Below are 22420 nucleotides of genomic sequence, written 5' to 3'. Positions count from 1 at the left end.
CATACCAGCAGGCTTCAGACGCGGGTAGATCTCCGCCCGGGCGTGTCCGGCGGTGTTTCCTTGGTTCCACGAGATCAAAGGAGATGACAGATGGAAATCCGCGATCCTTCCCCCGGCCTCTACAACGAAGATCTCGCGCCCGCCAGACAGCGCAACTGGGGTGCGTTCAGCATCTTCAACGTCTGGACTTCGGACGTGCACAGCCTCTGGGGTTACTACCTCGCCGCCAGCCTGTTCCTGCTGTGCGGCAGCTTTATCAACTTCGTGCTGGCGATCGGGCTCGGTTCGCTGGTGATCTTCGCGCTCATGAACCTGATCGGCTACGCCGGCGAGAAGACCGGCGTGCCTTATCCGGTGCTGGCGCGCGCCTCCTTTGGTGTGTGGGGCGCCAACCTGGCAGCCATGGTGCGCGCCGTGGTGGCCTGCTTCTGGTACGGCGCGCAGACGGCGGCCGCGTCGGGCGCGATGGTCGCGCTGCTGATCCGCAGCGACGGCCTGATGGCCTTCCACAAGGGCACGCAGGTGCTCGGCCACTCTGGGCTGGAGGTGATCTGCTATGTGGTCATCTGGGCGCTGCAGTTGCTCATCATCCAGAAGGGCATGGAAACGGTGCGCAAGTTCCAGGACTGGGCTGGCCCGGCGGTGTGGGTCGCGATGCTGATTCTGGCGATCGGCCTGTGCGTGAAGGCCGGCGGCTTCTCGTTCACCCATGGCATTCCGATGGACGTACTGCTTCAGAAAACCGGCGACGCCGGCGTCAGCGGCGAGCCCGGCTCATTCTGGGCGCTGATGGCCGTAGGCGCGACCTGGATCACCTACTTTGCGGCGCTCTACCTGAACTTTTGCGACTTCTCGCGCTACGCGAAAAATCGCGACGCAGTGAAAAAAGGAAATTTGTGGGGCCTGCCGGTCAACCTGATCGCGTTCTCGCTGGTCGCCGGCGTGACCACCATCGCCGCCTTCAAGGTGTACGGCGAGGTGCTGCTTCACCCCGAACAGATTTCGGCCAAGTTCGACAGTTGGGTGCTGGCGCTTATCGCGGCACTGACCTTCGCGGTCGCCACGCTGGGGATTAACGTGGTGGCCAATTTCGTCTCGGCGGCGTTCGACATCTCCAACACGTTCCCCAAACGGCTCAGCTTCAAAAGGGGGGGCTACATCGCCGCGGCCATCGCGCTGGTGCTCTATCCGTTCGCGCCGTGGGAAGGCAACGCCGCGCATTTCGTCAATGCCATCGGCGCCACGATGGGCCCGCTGCTGGGGATCATTCTGGTGGACTACTACCTGGTGGCCAAAGGCAATATCAATGTTGCAGCGCTCTATCAGGAGCACGGCGAGTATCGCTACGAAGGTGGCTGGAACGTCAACGCGCTGGTCTCCGCGGCGGTCGGCAGCGTGTTTTCGACCTTCCTGCCAAACTTCACCAATCTGCTGCCGGTCTGGTGGAATACCTATGGGTGGTTTTTCGGCGTGGTGATCGGCGGCGGCATGTACCTGATCATGGCCACGCTGCGGCCGCGTGCGGCGATCGCGCCGACCCGTGCCTGAGGGTTTTCCTGGCGCGCCGGTGGGGGCGGCTCCCGACCTCTGGCGCGCGGAACAGGCACGGCAACAATGCTTATGGTTGGCCGTCGCCCGTCATGCTAGGATTTCTCGCAAACAACTCCGGAGACTGCTATGCCGTTCATCTGCGAAAACGTTGAATGTCGCGCCGTGCTGGCCCGCGGGCAGGTTAGATCCATTCACGAGGACGCGGGGTGGTGCTTCTACTGCCCAGACTGCAAAACGAGGAACGCGTTAAAGGATATCGGTGAGCCGGGCGGTCACGTTGAGTTGGTTCAACCGGAGAGATCCGGTCTCCCGCACAAGGTGATTGCAACGGCTCGACCGCTGGAGGACGGCAAGTACGCGGCGCAGTTGCGCGTACAAAGGGCACTCGGTATGAAAGGGACTTACGCGGTCGAAGAACACTGGGAACAGCTCGGTGTATTCCCAGACCCGCACGAGGCCGTCGCGCATGCGAAGTCTATTGCGGCAGACTTGCTGGACCGAAAGGCCTAGTCCCGAGCGCAACGCTGGATTCAGCCGCACACCGGGCGCGGCTCCTGACGGCTGGCCCATGAACGTAGATCCGCGCGACGTGACAACAGGGTGCTGATCAGCGCCGGTGCCGGCGCAGCGAAGGTCGACATCACTCACGACGCATCGACGGGAGCGAGCTTGATAAATAGTTTCGCGGCTTCGTTGCCGTGCGACAGAGCGCGCAGTGCAAGGGAGAGCGCTAGCTGTGCGTCGTGGGCGACCGCACTCCGGTCCTGATCGAAGAGCTTGACGGCGTGGCGCATATGCTGGGCCGCCTGATCGTGAAGCTCGGCCGCCATTGCGTGCTGTTTTGCGGCGTTCGTGTTATCTGCGCCAGAGCCGGTCGATGCCGGTGCGACCGGCGGCGTGTTCGCGCTGTGTGCGCCGGCGTCGTGTGCCTGATCGATCGCGTGCAAGGTATGGCCATGGGCCATCATCGCCTGATGTGCGGCGTGGGCATAGTCTTTACCCGCCTCGAAATGCCGCGACGCCCCGCGGTGAAATCGCGCTGCCTGCTCGTGATGTGACGCGGCGGCTTCAAGATGATCTTTTTTGTTGTGCTTCGTGCTCATACCGGCTCCTGTAAGTCCATAAGACCAACGCCGATGACGACCGATTCGAAGACCAGTGGCGGGTCGAAAACCACTGGATTCGAATTTACACGCACTTGCACTCCCGGTGACGTTTTCGTCGCACGGAATAGTTCGACAACTGACTGCGTTCAGCCAGACGACCCTGTGACTATGCGCGCCGCTGACGCCAGGTAAAGAGGTGATGGATTGCGACGGTCCTCGCAAAGACACGTGTACGCCAGCTTGATCACATGATCGTCGTTTGACGCCACGGCCATCCGGCACACGTCGTCCCAGCCAGTGACAGCGTCAGGCGAATCTGTTTCAACGTTCGCGGGCCTGCGAACCGTTGCATACGCCGCGCACAGTGCAATCCACAAGCCGGGCAGCAATTGTTCCGCCAACGCGTCGGGCAATTGTGCCAGGAGGATTCGCGCCGCGTGTGTCGCAGTAACCGTGTGAAGCACCGTGAAGTCTGGCGAGCGCCAGTAGGCGCTAATCGTCGCCCGCGCCAGGTCGTCGAGTAAGGACACAGTAACCGGAGGCGCAAGCACAGCCTGCCTGAACCGCACATCGCATGCAACGGCGCGCAAGCGTGACGTGATCGAGTCGCCCTGTACAACACTGTCGTCTATTGCACGTACGACGCTGTCAAACCCGGCATCGACGTTTTCTGCGGTGCGGGACCCGTCGAAACAGGCGTCAATAGGCAGATGCGACGAGATTAACGCGGCCAGGCCGGAGGCGATTTCGCCGGGATGCGCCGCCTCGATGCCGTATGCCAAGCGGATAAGCGCGTGAAAGGCCTGCGTTGCCGGTGCGAACGGAACCTCTTCCAGCACTGCCGCGATGACCGGGACGGAGCCGGCTTCGACGATCCAGTCCAGAAAGCACAGGCGCAAGGCGCCGAATGCGGCGGCATTGCCGAGTTGCCGCGACCACTCGTGACGGCTGACGATTGTGTCAACAGGCGGTGCGCTCAATGCGTATTCGCGCTCCCACATATCGAAGAATTCCTGCAGTCGAGCAGGCGACGCCCCCATCCCGGCCAACGCGACAAGCGCCATCGGACAATGGTTGGTTGTACCTCTGGCCATCAGGTCGAAGCGAGCGTTTGCATCCAGAAGCTCGTTCAACTTGAGCTTAACGGGGTCATTGCGCATATTGCCGTCTCTCGATCAAAGGAACGAATCCATTGTGAAAGTTCAAGTAAACTTGAAGTCAAGAGAGAATTCGTGGAAACGTCATGAACGAGACGGCGATTACAATTGGCGAACTTGCCAGGCGCTCCGGCGTAGCCGCGAGTGCGATTCGTTTCTACGAGGAACAGGGGCTGATCAGCAGTACCCGAACAGAAGGTGGTCATCGGCAGTATCGAAGGGAGGTCCTTCGCCGCGTAGGGTTCATCCGCGCCGCACAGGCTGTCGGCTTGAATCTCTCGGAGATTCGTTCTGCCCTTGAGACGTTGCCCGGGCAACGCACGCCGACCAAGCAGGATTGGCAACGTCTCTCGCGCGCCTGGCAGCCTCTGCTTCAGGAACGCATCGACGGTCTTATTGCATTGCGCGATCAGCTTGCATCCTGCGTAGGTTGCGGGTGCCTTTCGCTGAAGTCCTGTTCTCTCTACAATCCCGACGATGTTGCCCGACGGCGGGGAAGCGGTCCGCGATATCTGTTGGGCGACACTTCGCGCGCTGTGTTGGCGGACGATATCGCGGATAAGTCAGTATGACTCCCGTGGCAGCGAGGCTGGCCGCCGCAGGGAAGTGAAGCGCGGGTTAGCATGTTGCCAGAGCCGCAAGAGTGTGGCCGGAGCCACCACTCGACGGTTTGTTTCCGACACGGAGGCCAGCATGAACCAGGATAGCACGTTGTACGTTGGGCTGGACGTTCACAAGGACTCGATCACGGTCGCCTACGCGATGGGCCTGGACGAAGTTGAACTGTTCGGCAAGACCGGCACGACACAGATGGAAGTCGACAGTCTATGCAAGCGGCTGCAATCCAAGGCCCGGCATGTTCACGTTGTCTATGAAGCGGGCCCTTGTGGTTATGGACTGCATCGCCGGCTCGTCGGGAAAGGCTTCGATAGCATGGTGTGTGCGCCATCGCTGATTCCGAGAAAGCCCGGTGATCGCGTCAAGACCGACCGGCGTGACGCGTTCAAACTGGTGCGTTCGCTGCGAGCCGGCGATCTGTCCGCAGTGCATGTACCGACCGTGGACGACGAGGCGTTTCGCGATCTGGCCAGGGCGTGGTCGTCCGCCCGTGACGATCTGAAGCAGGCACGGCAGCGGCTGAAGTCTTTCCTGCTGTCGCACGGCGTACAGTACTCCGGCCGGGCAAATTGGGGCCCGGCCCACCGGCGCTGGCTGAGCACCCTTTCCTTCGACAGTGCGTGGCAGCAACTGGCATTCAACGAACACCGCCGCACCATCGAAGATCGCCTCGCGCAGTGTGACCGACTGGAGGCAGCGCTGCACGAAGCGGTCGTTTGCTGGCGGTTCTATCCGGTCGTGCTGGCGTTGCAGGCGATGCGCGGCATCCAGTTCACGTCGGCGGTGGGGCTGGTATCCGAACTGGGAGATCTGTCGCGCTTCGACCATCCGCGGCAGTTGATGGCGTGGCTCGGCGTCACGCCGTCGGAACATTCATCAGGTAGCAAACGGCGCCAGGGCAGTATCACCAAGGCCGGCAACAGTTATGCAAGAAAGCTGCTGGTCGAATCAGCCTGGAGCTACCAGCATCCAGCGCGGGTGAGCAAAGACATACAGAGCCGGCAGGAAGGCATACCCAAGCCCATTGCCGATCGGGCCTGGGATGCCCAGCTACGCCTGTGTGGCCGATATCGCAGGCTCGTGGCCAGAGGAAAGAGCCGGCAAGTTGCAATCATTGCTGTGGCTCGTGAACTGGCCGCGTTCATCTGGGACATCGGCCGGATGGGGATGACCCTGGCGGTACCGCAAAGCGAACAGCCTGCGTAACGAGTTTCTCCAACCACCCAACAGCTCACACACTGCAAGAGTTTCCTGAAGGCGGCGTAGCCCGGTATCTGAGTAATCCGCGTTCCTGTTTGGCAACGGCATCAGGCCGACTTGCGCGGTAAGAAAGCGGCAGGCTCATGACACGGACCTCTGTAATGCGGTACCCAATCCGCGAATATCAGCGTGATCCACCGTCGAGATTTACTGCTACGTCGCCCTCAGGAAATTCAAAAACGCCTATGAATAAAATTTGAAAACCACCCTATTGACACGGGGAGTCATATCAGCAGGAAACGTGATACGGCCGAAGTGATAACTCACCAGTGAAGCGCTCATGCCGGCCTCCGTCGTCACGGCTCGATGCGTCAGCCGCCAAGACCTCCGCGCAATCATTCCAGATTTTCTGGGTCCAAACTGTCCTCCAGATTTTTTCGCAGTCTCATCATGACGCGGCTTGCTGCCTCGATGTCGTCGACAGATAACCCGTCAGAGAGGCGGTTGACCCAAGCGACCTGAAGGCCCATGGCAGCGTCAAATGCTTGCCTCCCCTTGTCCGTCAAAACGACAAGTTGCGCGCGGCGATGGTGGGGGTTGACCTCGAATCTAACTAACCCTTCCTCTTCCAGGTCATTGACTATTCGCTGCACGTTCTGGCGATTGGCACCCAGGTCCCGAGCGATCCACGCGACTGGCTGAGGCTGCTGCGCCGCGGTGATCGCGCCAAGGATCTGCCAGCGGGCGCTCGTGAGCCCGAGTTCCGCAACCAGGCGATCGCCCGCGGTCAGAAGTCGGCTATTCAGCCTGAAAAAATCGAGTATGAAGCTCGTCAGGGTCTCGCCGGCTGGTGTTCTCTTTGTCTTACGCATCTGTCACCACTGAAGTAAGTTGACATCATAGTGTCAATGCACTATAAATCAATCATGTCAAGTTGACATTATGCAACCAAACTTGGGGAGCTACTATGCCGCAATTGCGTCCACTCGACCCTTCTTTCCCGATCGAACGTCAACTTGCCACTGACGCCGCCCCTGTCGTTCTTGTCAACGTCTTCACCCTAGACAAGGCTGACGAGCAGATTTTTCTTCAGGTCTGGCAGGACGATGCGGCGTTTATGAAGCAGCAGCCCGGCTTCATTTCGACACAACTTCACCGCGCAGTCGGTGAAAGTCCGACGTACCTGAACTATGCAGTGTGGGAGTCCACCGCCCACTTCCGGGCGGCGTTCACTCATCCGGAATTCAAGGCGAAGCTCACCGCGTATCCCTCATCGGCGATCGCTTCTCCGCACCTGTTCCAGAAGGTCGCAGTACCAGGTATTTGCGTGGGTTAGGGGCGCCCCGTCGGACTGGGTTCGACCAGATGCGAGCGTTCGACATGTCGACCAAAATTGACGACAATGCTCCCAAGAAAAATTGCGGATTGTGCTCCGTTGTCGGAGACGCCGCCGAACCCAAAAGGAAGCATGAAACGACTATTCCTCGCTGCACTCGCAGCCACCTCTTTCGCGACTGGCGTTCATGCGCAAAGCAACGAACCCGGCCCGCTCGTCACGCCCGCGGGAAAGCTGCAGTTCGAGCGCGTCGACCGCGATTTCGTGGGGATGCTCGACAAGGAGATTTTCGATCGCTTCGGTGCGAACACGCTCGCGCACTTCGATGATGTCGGCAACGCAAATGACACCGTTACGCGCATGCTCGTGCAAACTGATTCCGGCCCGGTGCTGTACGACTTTCGTCACCATCCGCCGCTTGTGCAGCGCTTGGGTGAGCGCATGACAATCAAGCGCGTGTTCTGGCAAAGCGATGAAGTCGTGATGCAAAGCTCGCAAGGCTGGTTCCGATTCAAGCGCGGCGTGCTGACGAAGCTGCAGTCGTCTACGACGACCTACCATTGATTACGCGCGCACTTCGAACGCACGCTCGCCAGCGACGATATACATCGGTTCGCCGCACACGCGACTGAACTGCTGAACGACTTCCGAACGCGGCTCAGTACTACGTGAATTCGGAGGTCGATTTCGGCCGATCATTACGTCGAGAACATCGAAATGCGATGGTACGATTATTCGCCTTCATCTCTGCGTCTCGTCCAGAATCCATGCGCAACCTCGCCTATCTGCTTCTCTCGATCACGCTCGCCTCGCCGCTCTCGGCCCAGGCGTTCGGCATGAACAATCCAGACTACGATCAATGTATCTTGCAATCGCTGAGGAACAGCCAAAGCAGCGTGGCGGCAGACGCGATCAGACGCTCGTGCGACGCGCTTTACAGAAACGGCGAGTTGCTCTTACCTCGCGAAAAATCGTACCACGTGTGTGTCCTGCAGAATGTGCAGAGCGTGAGAGACGAATTTGCGGTTCAACAGATTCTGAGAGCATGCCAACGCCAGAATCAGATGTGAACTATTTCGGGTTGCTGATGCCCCTCTCCCAATCCCCCCGCACGGCTCAGCCAGGACTGTCTGCGACCGAGATCAGCGCAAGCGCCGCCGGCACGAGCGGGTGCGCTGCCTCCTTGTTTGCCAACTGTCCGTAGACGTAGGCACCGTCGATAAGAAGTGCGATCTGGTTAGCCAGATTGTCGGGCCGGGCAACGCCGATTTGCTTCGCTAGCGTACCGAGACGGCGGCGCAACTCGACCTTATGCCTGAGGGCCACCACTCGCGCGGGATGATCCGGCGCGGGAAATTCCGTTGCCACGTTGAGAAAAGGGCAGCCTCGGTATTTCGGTGCGGCGATGTCGCGAGCGATCCACTTGAGGTGAGCCGTGAGCTCATCTTTCGGGGCGTTCCGGTGGCGTGTCGCGGTCTTGTCCCAGTCGGCCCAATAATTCGCGTCGTCCCGCTCGAGCACCGCAGCGACAAGATCGTCCTTGGTCGTGAAGTGACGATAGAGACTGGTCTTCGCAACCCCTGAGCGTTCGACGACGAGATCGACGCCGACTGCTCTGACGCCTTCCCGATAGAACAACTCAGCCGCCGTATCGAGTATGCGTTCCCGGACGCTGGCGGAACTGGTGGTCCTGGCCTCTTTTGCGGTGGTAGGTGTGCCTCTGCTCATGACAAGTCCTCTTGAGAGACGGAAACTTTCTGCTTACCGATTACTGTACCAACATATCTCTTGACACGCTACAGATCTGTACTCTACTCTTCAAAAAAAGATACAGATCTGTAGCGTTGTTGTCTTGCCAAACTGCTGTCTCCCCGTTCGAAGAAACACCATAACAACTGGAGGTCTGCAATGACGTCGAATCAAACCGTGGTCGTCTTCGGCGCCTATGGCCACACCGGCCGCTTCGTGGTGTCTGAACTGGTCAGGCGTGGCTGGAGACCTATCCTTTCCGGGCGCGATGCCAGCAAGCTGAACGCCCTCGGCGCCGCTTACCCCGGGCTGGACATTCGGCCCGCGTCGGTAGATGACCCGGATTCTCTCGACCGGGCGCTTGCAGGTGCGGCCGCTGTGATCAATTGCGCCGGCCCTTTCGCCAGTACGTCCGCGCCGGTGATCGAAGCCGCGTTGCGTGCACGGATTCCGTATCTGGACGTCGCGGCGGAGTTAGAGGCCAATCTGGATACGTTCAAGCATTACGCTGAACGGGCGCGCGAGGCGGGCATCGTGATCGTGCCGGGGATGGCATTTTTCGGCGGCTTGGGCGATCTCCTTGCCACGGCGGCGATGGGCGATTGGACGGCAGCGGACGAAATCTGCATCGCCTATGGGCTCAGTAGCTGGAAGCCGACGCTCGGCACAAGGGCGGCAGGCCAGGTGTCGCGGCAGCGTAGAGAGGGGCGGCGCCTTGTCTTTACGAAAGGACAGATGGTGTTCCGCACGGACGCAGCGCCGGTTGCCGAATGGCAGTTCCCTGCACCGCTCGGCACGCAGCCGGTCATCGGAGAATTCACGATGGCGGACACGGTGACGATCGCGCGCCATCTGAAGACACCTGAGATTCGCTCGTACATGACGGCTGTGGCGGTTAAAGACCTGTTGGAGCCGGATGCGTCGCCGCCTGTCGCGGTCGACGAGAACGGACGCTCTGCGCAAACCTTTCTGGTCGACGTTGTCGTGCGGTCGGGAGGCAACGAACGCCGTGCGTCGGCAAGCGGTCAGGATATCTACGCAATCAGCGCGCCCTTGGTGGTTGAAGCGGTCAGGCGTGTCGCCAGTGGGTTGGTCCACGGGGCAGGCGTTTTCACCGCAGGCGAAGCCTTCGACGCGCGTGACTTTCTGGAGTCGCTGCGTCATCAGGAGCATCTGGCATTGGAGATGCCGTGAATGGTGGCCCTGCTGTCAGGTGCTCACTGCGACGCTGCCTGCCTATCCGGATGCCGCGGATCATGCAACTGGTCCGCCGACCAGCCGCCGCCCAGATCGCCGAATAGCGACGCCGAGTCCAGCAAGCGCGTCTCCTGAACATTCAGCGCGGTCTGCTGAGTGGCCAACTGTGTGGCCTGCGCGGTCGCCACGGTCGTGTAGTCCACCGTGCCGGCCTCGTACTCGTTGAAAGCGATCTCGGCGCCGCGGGTTGCATCTTGTACAGCCGTATCCAGAACGACCGATTGCTCGGCCAGGATTCGCAATCCGGACAAGTCGTCTTCAACGTTCTGGAACGCCGTCAACACTGTGCCCCGGTAGTTGGCGACGGCCGCGTCGTAGGCTGCCTTCGCCGCGTCGACGTCGGCGCTGCGCAAGCCACCGTCGAAAAGCGTTTCGGTGGCGCTGCCGCCCAGCGACCAGACGTAGTTGCCCACATTGAACAGACCGGACAACGGCGACTGCGTGAGCCCGGCCAGCCCGGAAAGGGAAATCGCCGGGTAGTACGCCGACACCGCCACGCCGATTGCCGCGTTTTGCGCAGCCATCTTGCGCTCGGCGGCGGCGATATCGGGCCGGCGTTCGAGCAGCGTCGACGGCACGCCGACGGGCACACTCGGCAGCGTCGGCATCGTGGTGCTGTGCGTAATCGAAAGCTCTTCCGGATTCTTGCCCACCAGCACGGCGATCGCGTGCGCGTCTTGGGCGCGCGCCACGCCGAGAGCGATCAGATTGGACTGCGCCGTCTCGAGCTGGGCGCGGGCACTAATCACGTTGGACGGCGGGATGGTGCCCGCCTGATCCTGGTCGGACACGACATCCAGAAAGTGCTGGTAGGCCACGACCGTCCTTTGCAGAAGGTCGATATTGGCGTCGCTGGTGCGCAGTTGGATGATTGCCGTGGCCAGCGCCACCTGCTCGGAGAGCGTCGCATTGGCGAGCGTCGCTTCGCTCGATTGCGCCGTCGCGGCGTTTTCTTCGATCGTGCGCCGCACCTGGCCCCACAGATCCGGCGCCCAGCTGACGTTGCCTTCCAGCGAGGCCGAGTTGACCACTCTGGCGGCATTGCCGACCGAGCTACGCGCCTTGGTGCCCGAACCGGTTGCATCGATGGTCGGGAACAGGCCGGCACGCGCCGCCCGCACTTCTGCCAGCGCTTGCTGATAGTTCGCGTAGTCCGCGCGCACGGTCTGGTTCGACACCGACACCAGCGGTTCGAGCTGGTCCATCAGCGGATCGTTGAATGCCGTCCACCAGTCACCCTTCGGTTTGTCTGCAGCGGGCTCGGCTTGCGTCCAGCCCGGCAACTCCGAGTAGGTGGCGGCCACGTTGACTTGCGGCCGGTGGTAGTCCGGGCCAACCATGCAGCCGCTGGCCAGCAGGGCCAGCGTCGCCACGGCCAGCGGCCGAAGAGGACCAAAGCGACCAAAGCGGTTACGGGAAATCTTCATCGTCATGCCCTCGTATCCGGTTGTCCGGGTTGCTGCGCGTCGCGATTCCATGGCAGGTTGGCGGACCATCTGACCAGCTTGAAACGCAAGCGGTCGAGGTAGAGGTAGATCACCGGCGTCGTGTACAAGGTAAAGACCTGACTCAGGATCAGGCCGCCCATCACCGTGATACCGAGCGGTTGGCGCAGCGACGCGCCCTGGCCAATGCCGATGGCCAACGGTACCGCGCCGAGCACGGCCGCGAAGGTGGTCATCATGATCGGCCGCAGACGGACCACGGCGGCCGAGTGAATCGCGTCCCTCGCTGGCATGCCTTCGCTGCGCTGCAAATGGATCGCGACGTCGACCATCATGATGCCGTTCTTCTTGACGATACCGATCAGCAGGATGATGCCGATCAACGCGATCACCGAGAACGGTGTGCCGAAAATCAGCAACGCCAGCGTTGCACCAATGCCCGCGGACGGCAGCGTCGACAGGATGGTCAGCGGGTGGATCGAGCTTTCGTACAACACGCCGAGCACGATATACACCACGCCGAGCGCCGCCAGGATCAGCAGCGGCACCGTCCCCATGGACTGCGAGTAGGCCGCCGCCGCGCCGGCGAACGAGCCGTGGATGCTGGCGGGCATGCCGATCTCGCGGATCGTGTTGTTGATCGCCACGCCCGCCTTGCTCAACGAACCGCCCGCCGGCAGGTTGAACGAAATCGTGGCGGCCACGAGGCCGCTCTGGTGGTTCACCTGTGTCGACGTATGGCTGTTCGAGAACGAAGCCAGCGCCGCCAGCGGCACCATGGTTTCGGCTGCCGTGCTGTCCGCGCTGCCGGTCGAACTGCCGCCCTTGCTATTGGCAATGCTGTTGGTGGTCGCGTTGGCTTGCGCGTTCGAGTTGAGCGCGTTCGTGGTCGCACTGGCTCCGGTCGCCACGGTCACGCCCGACACCGTGGCACCCGGCATCTGCGTGGCCGCCGTGCCGGTGGCGTTGCCCGACGCCCTGCTCAGGTAAATCTGGTTGAGCGCTTGCGGGTACTGCCAGTAATCCGGCGCCACCTCCATCACCACGAAATACTGGTTGAGCGGGTTGTAGATGGTCGACACCGTGCGCTGGCCGAACGCGTCATACAGCACGTTGTCGACCTGGTTCGGCGCAAAGCCGTAGCGCGCCGCCGTCGAGCGATTGATGGTGACGTAGGTCTGCAGACCGTTTTGCTGCAAGTCCGAGTTCACGTCGAGCAACTGCGCGTGCTCCTTGGCGAGCGCGGCGACGAGCAGCGGTGTCCACTTGAACAGCGCGGCGGAATCGTCGCTGGTGAGCGTGTACTGATACTCGGCGGCGGATTGCCGTCCGCCGATTCGCAGATCCTGCTGTGCCTGGATAAAGAGCCGGGCGCCCGAGACCGCATTGAGCTTGGGCCGCAGGCGGTTCACGACCTCGGTGGCCGAGGCGTGGCGTTCCGCCAGCGGCTTGAGTTCGATGAACACGTTGGCGGTATTGAGCGCGCGGCCGCCCGTAAAGCCCGCTACCGAGGCCACTGCCGGATCCTTCTGCACGATCTCCTGCAATTGCGTGAGCTTCTTTTGCATTGCCGGAAAGGAGATGCTCTGGTCGGCGATGATCTGCCCGATCAGGATGCCCGTGTCCTGCTCGGGAAAGAAGGTGGCCGGCACCAGCTTGAACAGGAACACGTTGGCCACCAGCAGACCAATCAACAGCAGGATGACCAGCAGCGCATGGTCCAGTACGGCCGTGAGCGAGCGCGCGTACGCATTCTTGAAGCGATCGAACTGCTTTTCGACCCACATCGCCCAACGGGCTTTCGAATGCCCGGCGTTGTCGCGGCTCAGCACGTAGGCGCACATGGCCGGCGTGACCGTCAGCGAAATCACCAGCGAGATCAGGATGGCGACGGAGAGCGTGACCGCGAACTCATGGAACAGCAGGCCGACGACGCCCGGCATCAGCATGATCGGGAGGAACACCGCGATCAGCGACAGGCTCATCGAGATCACCGTGAAGCCCACTTCGCCGCTGCCTTTCAAGGCGGCCTCTTTCGGGCTGAGCCCCAACTCCATATGACGCACGATGTTTTCCAGTACCACCACCGCATCGTCCACCACGAAGCCGGTACCGATTGTCAGCGCCATCAGCGAAAGGTTGTCGATGCTGTAGCCGAGCAGGTACATCGGCCCGAAGGTGCCCACGATCGACAGCGGCAGCGCGACGGCCGGCACCAGCGTGGCGCGCGGCGATTGCAGGAAAATGAACACGACGCCCACTACGAGCAGCACGGCGATGAACAGCGTGCGCTCGGTGTCGCCCACCGACGATCTGACCGACTCCGAGCGGTCGATGGCGATGCCCACGTGCACGCTGCTTGGCAGCGTCGCCTCGATTGACGGCAGGACTTTGCGAATCTGCGCCACGGTGCTCACAATATTGCTGCCCGGCATTGGATACACGATCACGAGGATGGCGGACTTGCCATTGAAGAGCCCGGCGTTGCGGATATTTTCGTTCGAATCCCTAACCTGGGCCACGTCGCGCAACTGGACCGGCGCGCCGTTGCGGTAGGCGACCACCAGGTCGCGATACGGCGCAGCATGCGTGATCTGGTCGTTGGACGTGACCACGTAGCGCTGGTCGCCCTCGTCGAGGTGGCCCTTCGCACTGTCGGCGTTGGCGGCGCTGATCGCCGCGCGCACATCTTCCAGGCCGATGCCGTAGCTGTTCAGTTTGCCCGGTTGCAATTCCACACGTACCGAGGGCAACGCGCCGCCGCCAAGCGTGATCTGGCCCACCCCCTGGACTTGCGAGAGTTGCTGCTGGATCACCGAGTCCGCCGAGTCGTAGAGTTGCGCCTTGGTGAGCGTGTCCGACGTCAGCGAGAGCACCATGATCGGCGCATCCGCCGGGTTGTACTGGCGATAGCTCGGGTTGCTGCGCAGCGTGGTCGGCAAGTCGGCGCGCGCCGCCTGGATGGCCGCTTCGACGTCGCGCGCGGCGCCGTTGATGTCGCGCTTCAGGCCGAACTCGACCACGATCACCGACGAGCCGACGGAGCTGATCGAAGTCAGTTCTTCGACGTCGGCAATCGTGGCGAGCCGCCGCTCGAGTGGCTCGGCCACCGTGGTCCCCATGATGTCCGGGCTCGCGCCCGCCATGTTCGCCTGCACCACGATGACCGGAAAGGCGATGTTCGGCAACGGCGCAACCGGCAGCCGGAAGTAGGCGAGCGCCCCGGAGATCAGGATCGCTACGGCCAGAAGCGTGGTCGCGACAGGCCGCCGGATGAATAACGCCGAGATGTTCAAGGCGTTTCCTCCGCACCGCCAGGAGGCGAGTTCTCCGGTTTATTGCGGTTGCGCCAGCGTCTCGTACGCTCGGCCATTCTGTCGAAGAACAGATAGATCACCGGCGTGGTGAAGAGCGTCAGGATCTGGCTCAGCGTCAGGCCGCCGATGATCGCGAGCCCCAGCGGCCGGCGCAATTCCGAACCCGTGCCGCTGCCGAGCAGCATCGGCAGCGCGCCGAGCATGGCGGCGAGGGTGGTCATCAGGATCGGGCGGAACCGCAGCAGCGAAGCCTCGAAGATCGCCTCGCGCGGCGGCTTGCCGTGATTGCGTTCGGCGTCCAGCGCGAAGTCCACCATCATGATGGCGTTCTTCTTGACGATACCAATGAGCAGCACGATACCGATAATGCCGATCACATCCAGGTCGCTGCCGGCGATCATCAGCGCGAGCAGCGCGCCGATACCCGCCGAGGGCAGCGTGGACAGAATCGTGACCGGATGGATGAAGCTCTCATAAAGCACGCCGAGCACGATATACACCGCGACCAGCGCCGCGATCAGCAGATAGACTTCGCTCGACAGCGAATCCTCGAATGCCTGGGCCGCGCCCTGCAGCGACGAGGTGATCGACGGCGGCAGGTTCACCGATTGTTCGGCTTGATGGATGGCCGTGACCGCCGTGCTCAGCGACGCATCCTTCGCGAGGTTGAACGAGATGGTGACCGATGGGAACTGCGCCAGATGGCTGATCACGAGCGGTGACTTCGTGATCTGGATCTTCGCGATGCCCGACAGCGGCACCTGGCCCGTGCTGCTGGTCTGACTCGGCAGGTACAGGTTGCCGATCGACTGCACGTTCGGCAGCGATTCCGGTTTGGCGACGAGAATCACGCGGTACTGGTTCGACTGCTCGAAGATGGTCGAGACGATCCGCTGGCCGAGCGCGTCGTACAGCGCGTTGTCGATCGTCGCGGGCGTGATGCCGAAGCGCGCCGCCAACTGCCGGTTAACCTCGACGTTCACGCTGAGGCCGTCGGTATTCATGTCGCTTTGCACGTCGGCAAGCGACGGAATCTGCTTCAGCTTCGCTATCAGTTCCGGCACGTACTTCTGGAACGCCTGCTGGCTCGGTCCGCGCAGCACGAAGCTGTACTGATTCGGCGAGACTGTCGTGTCGAGCGTCAGATCCTGCTCGGGCTGCATGTAGAGCCTGACGCCCGGCACGTTGGCGACTTCCTGTTGCAGGCGCCGGGCCACTTCTTGCGCCGTGTCGGAGCGCTTGTCGCGGTCGCGAAGATTGATCAGGAAGCGGCCATTGTTCAGCGTCGAGTTCGTGCCGTCGATACCCACGTAGGAGGTCAGCGAGGTGACATCCGGGTCTTTCAGGATCGCATCGGCGAGCGCGCCCTGGCGTTTCACCATCGCGGCGTACGACACCGAGTTGTCGGCCACGCTAATCCCTTCGATCACGCCGACGTCCTGCACCGGAAAGAGACCCTTCGGAATCACCACGTACAGGATGCCGGTCAGCACGACGGTGCCGATGGCCACCACGAGCGTCAGCACCTGGTGATCCAGCACCCAGCGCAGCCCGCGCTCATAGGCGCCGAGTGTTTTGTCGAACAGGCCCTCGCTGATCCGCTCAAAGCGGCTCGGATGACGGTCGGCCTGTGCGCGCAACATGCGCGCACAGAGCATCGGCACCACGGTCAGCGACACGATTGCGGAGATCACAATGGTGACGGCGAGCGTCACCGCGAATTCGCTGAACAGACGCCCGATCACGCCGCCCATGAAGAGCAGCGGAATTAGCACGGCAATCAGCGAGATGGTCAGCGACAGGATCGTGAAGCCGATCTGACCCGCGCCTTCCAGTGCGGCTTCGAGCGGTGTCTTGCCTTCCTCCAGATAACGCACGATGTTCTCTATCATCACGATCGAGTCGTCGACCACGAAGCCGGTGGCGATGATGAGCGCCATCAGCGAGAGGTTGTCGATCGAGTAGTTCAACTGGTACATCACAGCCAGCGTGCCGATCAGCGACACCGGTACCGATATGCTCGGAATGAGCGTGGCGGGCACGTTACGCAGGAATACGAAGATCACCGCAACCACCAGCACGATGGCGAGAATCAGTTCGAATGCCGCTTCGGAGACCGACGAGCGGATCACGCCCGTGGTGTCCGACACCACCGTCACTTTCATGCCGGCCGGCAGCGTGGACTCGAGCTGCGGCAGTTGCTTCATGATCTGGTTGACGGTCGCGATCACGTTCGCGCCCGGTTGCCGTTGCACGTTGAGCACGATCGCCGGCGAGCCGTTGTACCAGGCGCCGCGCTCGACGTCCTGAGCGGCCTGACTGACCCGAGCGACGTCGCGCATGAACACCGGGGCGCCGTTCTGGTAGGCGATCACGGTGTCCAGATAGTCCTTCGGATCGGTGATCTGATCGTTGCCGTTGATCGTGTAATCGAGGTCCGGGCCGTCGAAATTGCCCTTCGGCTGACTGACGTTGACATAGCTGAGCAGCGTGCGCAGATCGTCGATGTTCAGGCCGTAGGCGGCCAGCTTGTGCGGGTCCGCTTCGACGCGGATGGCCGGCACATTGCCGCCGCTCGTCGTGACCACGCCCACGCCCGACACTTCGGAAATCTTGGTGCCGAGACGGTTGTTGGCGATGTCTTCAAGCTGGGTCAGCGACATCGATTTCGACGTGACCGCGAGCGTCAGGATCGGCTGGTCGGCCGGATTGACTTTGGCATACGTCGGCGGCGCCGGCAGACCGGAGGGCAGATAGCTGTTGGAGGCGTTGATGGCCTGCTGGACGTTCTGTTCGGCGATGTCGAGGTTCAGCGACAGATCGAACTGCAGCGTGATGACCGACGCGCCGTCCGAGCTATACGACGTCATCTGTTGCAAGCCGGGGATCTCGCCCAACTGCACTTCGAGCGGCGCCGTGACCGTGGTGGCCATCACGTCCGGGCTCGCGCCCGGATAGAACGTCTGTACCTGGATGGTCGGATAGTCGACGTTGGGCAGCGACGAAACCGGCAGCACGCGCATGGCGACGAGGCCCACCAGCACGAGGGCGATCATCAGCAGCAGCGTGGCTACCGGTCGAAGAATAAACAGACGGGAAATGTTCATCGGCGCGTGAGCCCGCTACGACGAAGCAGCATTGGCCGACGCCGCTGCTGGCGCCGACCCAGCAGCGGGTTCGGAAGCGGCAGGCTCCGCGGCGGCGCCACTGGCCGATGGACCAGCCGCCGCGGGCTTCGACTTGGCCGGCTGGATTTTGGCGCCGTCGTTCAGACGGTCCGTGCCGTCCGTGACCACCTGGTTGCCCTGGGCGAGGCCGGACAGGATGACCGTGTTCTTGCCGTCGCTCGGACCCAGCTTCACCTTGTGCACGGAGACGGTATTGTTCGCGTTGACCAGATAGACGAAGTCACCCGGCGCGCCGGTTTGCACGGCGGGGGTCGGCACCAGCACGGCATTCTGCATCGTATCGACCAGCAGCTTGACGTTGACGAACTCGTTGGGGAACAGCGCTTCGTCCTCGTTGGCGAAAGTAGCGCGTAAGGTGACGGTGCCGGTCGACGTGGCCATCTGGTTGCTGACGGCGTAAAGCGCGCCTGTGGCAACCTCGCGCGCGTTGTCGCTGGAATACGCGGTGACCGGCAAGGTCGCGCCGCCATTCAGGCGCTGCACGATGGAGGCCAGCGCGTCTTGCGGCACCGTGAACTGCACGGTAGTCGGCTTGATGGTGGTGATGACGACAATCCCCGTCGACGATGACGCCGTCACGTAGTTGCCTGGGTCGACGAGGCGCAGGCCGACCTTGCCGGCGACCGGCGCGGTGATCCGGCAATAGATCAGGTCGAGGTCGAACTGGGCGATGTTGGCGAGATCGACCTGGACTGCGGCCTCGTCCTGCTGCACCAGGAATTGCTGATCCGCAAAGGTCTGCTGGGCGATCGACTTGCGCTCGTTCAACTGCGTGAAGCGGACCAGATCGGCACGCGCCTGGGCCAGCGTCGCGCGGTCTTTGGCGAGTGTTGCCTGAGCCTGCTGCTTGCTGATCTGATACTGGCGTGGATCGATCTGGGCGAGGAACTGGCCTTTCTGTACTTCCTGGCCTTCGTGATAACCGACGGCCGTGAGGTAGCCGCTTAGCTGTGGCAGCACGGTCACGGTGGCGGTCGGCGTGACCGTGCCGAGCTCGCTCAACGTGACTGGCATCGAACCGAGTGTAGCGCTCGCTACAGTGACGACGATCGGTGCGACGTCGCGCGTGGGTTTCTTCTGGGTCAACAGGTGGACAACGACAAGCGCGACTAGCGCCAGCACGACAACCGCAAACAGAATGAGCCCGCGTCGGGAGCGCTTGGGTTGCTTGGACACGGCTTCGCTCATAGGTATCTCCGAAAACAGATGCTGCCGTTGATAGTCGGATGGGGAGTCATTCTCTGCCGGGATGTTGGGACCATGCCATGGTTCTCGTGCCTTGTCACAACCCAACGACCGTTTGGCATGCTGTTAGCTAATTGCAAGCAAAGCGGACTGCGCAAAATGTATAGCGTCGTGATTGGCACAGGGCGATGTTATGGCCTGGTGACTGGATCCGTGACGATGAATGCGCTTCGTAATTGGCGGTAATGTTTTATCAAGGTGGGCCGGAGGAATAGCGCGTGCGGCGAATCGCCGACGGCCACGAGGGCCTTGCTGACAGACCGTGTGGTGCTCATGTTCGCCTTGGTGGAAGCGCGTGGACAACCATTGAGACCAAGCATGGCGTCAATGTACTCGGGGCGCGCAAGGCTTGAGTTACCGGAGTGATACATGTTGGGATCTGAAACACTCCGTCGGGTGTGTTTCGGCCCGTAGCTCGCGCCAACGAACGGTTGATCGTGGGGGTTTTCTTTGGGCCGCGGTCGCAGCGAGCGGGAGTGCGCGATGAAAGCTTGTTGAAATTATTTGCGCGGAAGTTCAAGACGAGGTCCGCGCCGCTCGGTTTCAGCGACAAGGCGGACCTCAACGAAGGCAGTATGTGGGCAACAGATTTCGCGCTGACGGAAATGACCGCTGACGAAGAGGCGAAACCACGTCAATGAATACTGTTCTGTTTGGCATAGGTTGATTCCCACCCGCCGCCGAGCACCTTGCATAGCGTGATCAGATTGGCGTCGGCGTCGGCCCTGCTTTGCTCAAGCTTGCTCTCTGCGTCGAGCAACTGTTTCTGCACGTTAAGTACGTCGAGAAAATCGACCGCGCCTGCCTTGTACCGTTGCTGCGCAATCGACAGCGCACGCTGGTTCAGGCTAACCACCGTCGTCAGGCGATCGCGCCGCCGCTGTTCAGCGTCATAGACGACGAGTGCATCGTCCACCTCGCGCCACGCTTCGAGTACGGTACGTTTGTAGACAATCGCCGCCTCCTGCTGTTGTGCCTCGCGCAAATGGAGTGTTCCCTTCAGGCGCCCGCCTTCGAATATGGGAAGCGTGATCGACGGTCCGACGACAAACTGGCCGGACGCCCAGTTGGCGAGATTCGAGAGCTGAAGGCTCTGGAACCCCGCGCTGCCGTTCAGCGATATGCGTGGATAGAAGTCGGCCTTCGCCATGCCGATCGTCGCCGTGGCCGCGTGCAGTTGAGCCTCTGCTTTTCTGATGTCGGGTCTGCGCTGCACCAGCTCTGACGGAAATCCGATGGGCACCTGTTCAGGCAGCGCCGGCACGTCGTGCGACTCGCCGAGCGTTTGCTGTAGCGCGCCCGGTTCCTTGGCCAGCAGTACGCCAATCGCATTGATCGTGGTCTCGCAACGCGATTCGAGCGTGGGGATCAGGCTTTCGATCGACTCTGCCTGTGCCATAGCGTTGGCCACGTCCAGGTCCGTAGTGACGCCCTCATGCACCCGGGTTTGAGTGAGCCTCGTAGCGTCGTGGGCGATTTCAAGGTTCTGCTTCGCTATCTGAAGGAGAGCCTGCGTGTCACGCAACTGAATATAGTCTCGCGCGAGTTCAGCGCGTGCGGACAATAGAATCGCGTTGCGGTCCTCGTATGAGGCATCGGACAGCGCCGTCGCAGCCTCGACACCACGTCGAGCCCGACCCCAGATGTCGAGTTCCCATGACGAATCGAAACCGAACTGGAAGAGGTTGTAAGCGGGCGAGCCCTTGGCGCCCGGTAACGGTGCCACGCCAAGTGGTGTGCCGCCCGAAGCCGACTGCGGCTGGCTTCCCGTCGGGGTGGCGCCGAGCAATGACAGAATACCGTTCGGACTGCCGCGCTCGCGGTCATAGGATGCGGCGCCATCCAGCGTCGGATATTCTTCGGCACCGGCGATCCGTTGCTCGGCCCGGCTTTGCCGCAGACGTGCCGACGCTGCCGCCACGTCGAGGTTCGCGTCCGCCAGTTGTTGTTCAAGCGAGTCCAGCACGGGATCGTTAAACAGCTTCCACCATTCCGGACTGAATTCGGATTCGATTGCTTTGCTGGGCGCTTGCGCAGACTGGGTACGGTTAAACACGTCGGGCGTAGTTGCCTGCGGAGGTTCGAAGTTCGGGCCGACAGTACAGCCGGTCATCACGAGGCACGCCAGGATAAACAGCGCTAACTCGCGGAGGGAGAATTCGCTCGCTTTCATTTTTTGTCGCTCCCTTCTGTCCGCGTATCGGCATGCTTGCCGACGGCGACCTCCGTTTCGACAGAAAGCCCCACGCTCAGCACAGACGCGGCTTGTTGTCCGCGGTCGATGGTGATCTTCACAGGCACGCGTTGGACGACCTTGGTGAAGTTGCCCGTTGCGTTGTCGGGCGCGATAGGCGCGAAGCTCACGCCGGTAGCAGGGGCAAGACTATCGACATGCCCTTTGATCACCTCGCCTGGAAAGCTGTCGACCTTGATACGCACGGTGTCGTCGGGCCGCATTCTGGCGAGCTGGTTTTCCTGAAAGTTGGCGACGATATAGGCATCCGACAGCGGGACGATCGCGAGCAGCGGCGCGCCGGGTGTAACGAATGCGCCGACCCGCGCCGAACGTCGTCCAACCTTACCGTCGATGGGCGCGCGAATCTCCGTATAGGACAGGTTGAGCTTCGCCTGCTCGAGAGCGGCCCCGGCGTGGGCCAACGCGCCCGCAGCCTTGTCGCGTTGGGTACGCAGAACATCGAGGTTCTGCTCAGTCGCCACAAACACAGCCTGGTTGCGGGACTGCTGCGCGAGTTGCTCGGCCAGTGCGCTCGTAGCATGCTGTTGCTCCTGCGTGGTTCCCGCGCCGGCTTCCGAGAGATTCTGGTAACGCGAGGCGTTCGCTCGCGCAAACTCGAGCGAAGCTGCATCTGAGCGAAGCGTGGCACGCGCCTGATCGACGAGCGCGGGCTGCCGTGCGATCTCGGCATCGTAGTTCGCGACCGATGCGGTTGCTGCCGTCACGTCCGCCTGTGCACTCATCAATGCGGCACGGAAGTCGCGGTCATCGATACGCACCAGCAACTGTCCAGCTTTCACCTGCTGGTTGTCTTCTACGAGTACCTCTGACAGTTGGCCCGCGACGCGTGGTGCTACCAGCGTGAAATCGGCCGTCACATAGGCATCGTTTGTGGTCTCGCTATTCGAGTTGGCAAATAGCCTTGTGCCGGCCAATACGGCGACGGCGAGTATGACCACATACGCGGCAAGACGAATTGTTTTGGGAGAAAATCGGGTAACGGATGACATATCTA

Annotated in this window: 19 protein-coding genes; 9 read left to right on the top strand and 10 right to left on the bottom strand. The window is 61.7% G+C overall.

The genetic code is table 11. From position 1 onward, the window contains the following. The first annotated feature begins 90 nt into the window (after nt 1–90). Together M0D64_RS00445 and M0D64_RS00440 are read left to right on the top strand one after the other, a co-directional pair. Nucleotides 91–1548 (top strand): NCS1 family nucleobase:cation symporter-1, encoded by a 1458-nt coding sequence (locus M0D64_RS00445; protein ID WP_266256266.1) that lies wholly within the window; start codon nt 91–93, stop codon nt 1546–1548. 129 nt (nt 1549–1677) lie between these two features. After that, a complete protein-coding gene (locus M0D64_RS00440; protein WP_266256265.1) occupies nt 1678–2061 on the top strand; it encodes a hypothetical protein in 384 nt (127 codons plus the stop codon). Nucleotides 2062–2195: 134 nt separating this feature from the next. Here the strand turns inward: M0D64_RS00440 and M0D64_RS00435 are convergent, their stop codons facing one another. Together M0D64_RS00435 and M0D64_RS00430 are read right to left on the bottom strand one after the other, a co-directional pair. After that, nucleotides 2196–2654, bottom strand: coding sequence for a hypothetical protein (locus tag M0D64_RS00435; protein WP_266256264.1), 459 nt, complete (start codon nt 2652–2654; stop codon nt 2196–2198). Nucleotides 2655–2803: 149 nt separating this feature from the next. Continuing rightward, nucleotides 2804–3817, bottom strand: coding sequence for a questin oxidase family protein (locus M0D64_RS00430; protein WP_266256263.1), 1014 nt, complete (start codon nt 3815–3817; stop codon nt 2804–2806). Nucleotides 3818–3900: 83 nt separating this feature from the next. Here M0D64_RS00430 and soxR point away from each other — a divergent pair, with 83 nt between their 5' ends. Together soxR and M0D64_RS00420 are read left to right on the top strand one after the other, a co-directional pair. Next, a complete protein-coding gene (gene soxR / locus M0D64_RS00425; protein ID WP_266256262.1) occupies nt 3901–4386 on the top strand; it encodes a redox-sensitive transcriptional activator SoxR in 486 nt (161 codons plus the stop codon). Between the two features lie 121 nt (nt 4387–4507). Beyond that, nucleotides 4508–5638 carry an IS110 family transposase gene (locus M0D64_RS00420; RefSeq protein WP_266256261.1) on the top strand — a complete coding sequence of 377 codons (1131 nt, stop codon included), beginning with the start codon at nt 4508–4510 and terminating at the stop codon, nt 5636–5638. Nucleotides 5639–6027: 389 nt separating this feature from the next. On the opposite strand, the gene M0D64_RS00415 is transcribed toward M0D64_RS00420, so the two are convergent. Next, nucleotides 6028–6504 carry a MarR family winged helix-turn-helix transcriptional regulator gene (locus M0D64_RS00415; protein ID WP_266256260.1) on the bottom strand — a complete coding sequence of 159 codons (477 nt, stop codon included), beginning with the start codon at nt 6502–6504 and terminating at the stop codon, nt 6028–6030. 95 nt (nt 6505–6599) lie between these two features. On the opposite strand from M0D64_RS00415, the gene M0D64_RS00410 reads away from it, so the two are divergent. The 3 genes from M0D64_RS00410 (at nt 6600) to M0D64_RS00400 (ending at nt 8038) form a co-directional block, all read left to right on the top strand. Then, a complete protein-coding gene (locus M0D64_RS00410; protein WP_154557851.1) occupies nt 6600–6968 on the top strand; it encodes an antibiotic biosynthesis monooxygenase in 369 nt (122 codons plus the stop codon). A gap of 132 nt (nt 6969–7100) precedes the next feature. Continuing rightward, nucleotides 7101–7532 (top strand): hypothetical protein, encoded by a 432-nt coding sequence (locus tag M0D64_RS00405; protein WP_266256259.1) that lies wholly within the window; start codon nt 7101–7103, stop codon nt 7530–7532. Between the two features lie 203 nt (nt 7533–7735). Beyond that, nucleotides 7736–8038, top strand: coding sequence for a VF_A0006 family four-cysteine protein (locus M0D64_RS00400; protein ID WP_154558014.1), 303 nt, complete (start codon nt 7736–7738; stop codon nt 8036–8038). A 46-nt stretch (nt 8039–8084) separates the two neighbouring features. Here the strand turns inward: M0D64_RS00400 and M0D64_RS00395 are convergent, their stop codons facing one another. After that, nucleotides 8085–8696 carry a TetR/AcrR family transcriptional regulator gene (locus tag M0D64_RS00395; RefSeq protein WP_266256258.1) on the bottom strand — a complete coding sequence of 204 codons (612 nt, stop codon included), beginning with the start codon at nt 8694–8696 and terminating at the stop codon, nt 8085–8087. Nucleotides 8697–8876: 180 nt separating this feature from the next. Between M0D64_RS00395 and M0D64_RS00390 the strand changes: the two genes are divergently transcribed. Then, nucleotides 8877–9911, top strand: coding sequence for a trans-acting enoyl reductase family protein (locus M0D64_RS00390; RefSeq protein WP_266256257.1), 1035 nt, complete (start codon nt 8877–8879; stop codon nt 9909–9911). A 23-nt stretch (nt 9912–9934) separates the two neighbouring features. On the opposite strand, the gene M0D64_RS00385 is transcribed toward M0D64_RS00390, so the two are convergent. From M0D64_RS00385 to M0D64_RS00370, 4 genes are read right to left on the bottom strand one after another with little or no spacing between them, the layout of a single operon-like run. Then, nucleotides 9935–11407, bottom strand: a complete 1473-nt coding sequence (locus M0D64_RS00385) for an efflux transporter outer membrane subunit (RefSeq protein ID WP_266256256.1) — start codon at nt 11405–11407, stop codon at nt 9935–9937. Then, nucleotides 11404–14715 (bottom strand): efflux RND transporter permease subunit, encoded by a 3312-nt coding sequence (locus M0D64_RS00380; RefSeq protein WP_266256255.1) that lies wholly within the window; start codon nt 14713–14715, stop codon nt 11404–11406. Before M0D64_RS00380 ends, M0D64_RS00385 begins: the two co-directional genes overlap by 4 nt. After that, entirely contained in the window at nt 14712–17843 is a 3132-nt protein-coding gene (locus M0D64_RS00375) for an efflux RND transporter permease subunit (protein WP_266256254.1), read from the bottom strand. The genes M0D64_RS00380 and M0D64_RS00375 overlap by 4 nt, the downstream gene beginning before the upstream one ends. Before the next feature lie 15 nt (nt 17844–17858). Then, on the bottom strand, nt 17859–19112 hold the full coding sequence (locus M0D64_RS00370) for an efflux RND transporter periplasmic adaptor subunit (RefSeq protein ID WP_266256253.1): 1254 nt from the start codon (nt 19110–19112) through the stop codon (nt 17859–17861). A gap of 533 nt (nt 19113–19645) precedes the next feature. On the opposite strand from M0D64_RS00370, the gene M0D64_RS00365 reads away from it, so the two are divergent. Continuing rightward, a complete protein-coding gene (locus tag M0D64_RS00365) occupies nt 19646–19810 on the top strand; it encodes a hypothetical protein (protein WP_266256252.1) in 165 nt (54 codons plus the stop codon). On the opposite strand, the gene M0D64_RS00360 is transcribed toward M0D64_RS00365, so the two are convergent. Together M0D64_RS00360 and M0D64_RS00355 are read right to left on the bottom strand one after the other, a co-directional pair. Then, entirely contained in the window at nt 19804–21342 is a 1539-nt protein-coding gene (locus M0D64_RS00360) for an efflux transporter outer membrane subunit (protein ID WP_266256251.1), read from the bottom strand. The genes M0D64_RS00365 and M0D64_RS00360 overlap by 7 nt on opposite strands. Further along, nucleotides 21339–22415 carry an HlyD family secretion protein gene (locus M0D64_RS00355; RefSeq protein ID WP_266256250.1) on the bottom strand — a complete coding sequence of 359 codons (1077 nt, stop codon included), beginning with the start codon at nt 22413–22415 and terminating at the stop codon, nt 21339–21341. The genes M0D64_RS00360 and M0D64_RS00355 overlap by 4 nt, the downstream gene beginning before the upstream one ends. Nucleotides 22416–22420: the final 5 nt, after the last annotated feature.

Source organism: Paraburkholderia sp. WS6 (assembly GCF_030464835.1).
Taxonomy (GTDB): domain Bacteria; phylum Pseudomonadota; class Gammaproteobacteria; order Burkholderiales; family Burkholderiaceae; genus Paraburkholderia; species Paraburkholderia madseniana.
Note: the sequence above shows the minus strand (reverse complement) of the source record. Positions and strands in the feature narration are given on the sequence as shown.

What these genes read in the sequence shown, in the direction of transcription:
- soxR (WP_266256262.1), top strand. Translation starts at nt 3,901, where the DNA reads ATGAACGAGACGGCGATTACAATTGGCGAACTTGCCAGGCGCTCCGGC.
- M0D64_RS00375 (WP_266256254.1), bottom strand. Translation starts at nt 17,843, where the DNA reads ATGAACATTTCCCGTCTGTTTATTCTTCGACCGGTAGCCACGCTGCTG.
- M0D64_RS00405 (WP_266256259.1), top strand. Translation starts at nt 7,101, where the DNA reads ATGAAACGACTATTCCTCGCTGCACTCGCAGCCACCTCTTTCGCGACT.
- M0D64_RS00410 (WP_154557851.1), top strand. Translation starts at nt 6,600, where the DNA reads ATGCCGCAATTGCGTCCACTCGACCCTTCTTTCCCGATCGAACGTCAA.
- M0D64_RS00440 (WP_266256265.1), top strand. Translation starts at nt 1,678, where the DNA reads ATGCCGTTCATCTGCGAAAACGTTGAATGTCGCGCCGTGCTGGCCCGC.
- M0D64_RS00400 (WP_154558014.1), top strand. Translation starts at nt 7,736, where the DNA reads ATGCGCAACCTCGCCTATCTGCTTCTCTCGATCACGCTCGCCTCGCCG.
- M0D64_RS00360 (WP_266256251.1), bottom strand. Translation starts at nt 21,342, where the DNA reads ATGAAAGCGAGCGAATTCTCCCTCCGCGAGTTAGCGCTGTTTATCCTG.
- M0D64_RS00395 (WP_266256258.1), bottom strand. Translation starts at nt 8,696, where the DNA reads ATGAGCAGAGGCACACCTACCACCGCAAAAGAGGCCAGGACCACCAGT.
- M0D64_RS00385 (WP_266256256.1), bottom strand. Translation starts at nt 11,407, where the DNA reads ATGACGATGAAGATTTCCCGTAACCGCTTTGGTCGCTTTGGTCCTCTT.
- M0D64_RS00420 (WP_266256261.1), top strand. Translation starts at nt 4,508, where the DNA reads ATGAACCAGGATAGCACGTTGTACGTTGGGCTGGACGTTCACAAGGAC.
- M0D64_RS00415 (WP_266256260.1), bottom strand. Translation starts at nt 6,504, where the DNA reads ATGCGTAAGACAAAGAGAACACCAGCCGGCGAGACCCTGACGAGCTTC.
- M0D64_RS00445 (WP_266256266.1), top strand. Translation starts at nt 91, where the DNA reads ATGGAAATCCGCGATCCTTCCCCCGGCCTCTACAACGAAGATCTCGCG.
- M0D64_RS00435 (WP_266256264.1), bottom strand. Translation starts at nt 2,654, where the DNA reads ATGAGCACGAAGCACAACAAAAAAGATCATCTTGAAGCCGCCGCGTCA.
- M0D64_RS00430 (WP_266256263.1), bottom strand. Translation starts at nt 3,817, where the DNA reads ATGCGCAATGACCCCGTTAAGCTCAAGTTGAACGAGCTTCTGGATGCA.
- M0D64_RS00370 (WP_266256253.1), bottom strand. Translation starts at nt 19,112, where the DNA reads ATGAGCGAAGCCGTGTCCAAGCAACCCAAGCGCTCCCGACGCGGGCTC.
- M0D64_RS00355 (WP_266256250.1), bottom strand. Translation starts at nt 22,415, where the DNA reads ATGTCATCCGTTACCCGATTTTCTCCCAAAACAATTCGTCTTGCCGCG.
- M0D64_RS00390 (WP_266256257.1), top strand. Translation starts at nt 8,877, where the DNA reads ATGACGTCGAATCAAACCGTGGTCGTCTTCGGCGCCTATGGCCACACC.